We start from the raw sequence: 1,589 nt of genomic DNA on the forward strand, positions 1-1,589 counted from the left end.
CCGTGGGCGAAGGGGCTGCCGCTCAAGGCGGATGGGTATGAGTGCGAGTTTTATCGGAAGGACTGAAATAGCGGCATCTGCCTTACTGACAGATGCCGCTTGAACTGTGATTTATTGTATTGAATCCATGAGCTGGAGGATTGTTTCACAGGCGGAAGCGAATTCCACTTCTCTGGCATATTCGTAATCCCGCTGATATATTGCCCAGTGATGCTGCATCGCTGGGCTACTTAAAATCTGCTCCAAAATGCTCTGATACTGCAGCATTAGCATACCGGAATTGCGCTTTTGTGCAGTTTCGGATACCGCCTGACGCAAAACGGTTCGACTGATCTGATCGCCCTTCAGCTTGCTCAGGATAAAGATATCGTAAAAGTCTCTTGGCCGCGTATTTTGATCTCCACGGGAAATTACAGTTTCCAACTTCTCGGCAAGGATCGTCTCAAGGTTGTAAGCAAAGATTTCCAATGTGCCGTCATTGAACATCATGGGATATTTGTATTCGACTGCCTTCGGGGTAATCTTGTCGCCTGTTGTAATATCCAGCTTCAGAGGAACCTTCATAGGGAGGAAGTTTGCCGTCAGCGATATGCGATAGCCGCCGTATGCGTCGTTCTTTCGAATTTCTCCAACCTCCTGAAAACGGAAGGTTATATTGTCATCAATGGGAATAGAGACAATCTCCTCGAACATTGTCTTTATGCTGTTCTCGTTTACGGGATGATTTCGGATGGTGGCGTCCATATCCATTGTGGCACGGGAATGGAGACCAACCATCGAGGCAATCAACAGTCCGCCCTTTAGGATGAAGTTTCCTTGATATCTTGAATGGGCGATGCGCTTTAGCAGCCGCTCCAACATATAGTTTTGCATCACGAGTTGGGCAGGGATGTGTTTTTCTTTTGCCATTTTATTGATGGCGGCCTTTAACTGCATTGCATTATTCAAAGCAGTACCTCCAGATATGTCCGTATCCTTTTTTCGACGCCGAGCCGAGCTGCATACGCTGAGAGCAGGGGAATGTTTTTCTGATTGCTGTCCGTATAGTGTTTGAAAGCTTCTGAGACAACTTGAATATCTGCAGCGTGCTGCGGTCGCAGGATATCACAGAGCGTACGCTCCATAGAATAACAGCGTATCGAATTCCCTGCAGGAGATTTTATCTCTGTAATGCCAAGTTCATATCGCTCAGGTTTTACCTGAGCACAGTGGATTCCTTCCTTTTGCGGATTTGCCAGATTGTAGTTTGTGGGGAAAGTCATATGGTAGGCAATCGGCGTTCGATCCGTCAGATTCCAGAGAAAGAGAGCTGTTTCGTGTGAGAAAATGCCGCGTTTGAATCGTGTTTGCAGATTGAGGAATTCATCTTCCCATATTTCGGGCAGCGTGTATACGCCGCGGGCAGGACGGAGCAAATGTCCGCGTTTGACGAGATGTGCCAACATACTGCGGGAAATACCGGATGATACCGCTTTGGCTGTTGTCAGCATACCGTTATTTTTATGGATGAGGTTCATAATAGCAGCTTGTTGCGTCATGGGAATCATCTCCTATAAACTTTCTTGCTTGTATTATATAAATAAACAAGC

At 46.6% G+C, this 1,589-nt stretch carries 2 protein-coding genes; both read right to left on the minus strand.

Annotated features, from left to right (window positions below):
* Nucleotides 1-111: 111 nt before the first annotated feature.
* Nucleotides 112-948 carry a nucleotidyl transferase AbiEii/AbiGii toxin family protein gene (locus HMPREF9163_RS06825; protein ID WP_198142776.1) on the minus strand — a complete coding sequence of 279 codons (837 nt, stop codon included), beginning with the start codon at nt 946-948 and terminating at the stop codon, nt 112-114.
* Nucleotides 945-1,538, minus strand: coding sequence for a type IV toxin-antitoxin system AbiEi family antitoxin domain-containing protein (locus HMPREF9163_RS06830; RefSeq protein WP_037346468.1), 594 nt, complete (start codon nt 1,536-1,538; stop codon nt 945-947). Before HMPREF9163_RS06830 ends, HMPREF9163_RS06825 begins: the two co-directional genes overlap by 4 nt.
* Between the last annotated feature and the right edge of the window lie 51 nt (nt 1,539-1,589).

Source organism: Selenomonas sp. oral taxon 138 str. F0429, assembly GCF_000318175.2.
GTDB classification, from domain to species: domain Bacteria; phylum Bacillota; class Negativicutes; order Selenomonadales; family Selenomonadaceae; genus Centipeda; species Centipeda timonae.

Bases quoted from the DNA above. Each gene is read 5' to 3' on its own strand.
- HMPREF9163_RS06830 (WP_037346468.1), bottom strand. From the start codon at position 1,538: ATGACGCAACAAGCTGCTATTATGAACCTCATCCATAAAAATAACGGT.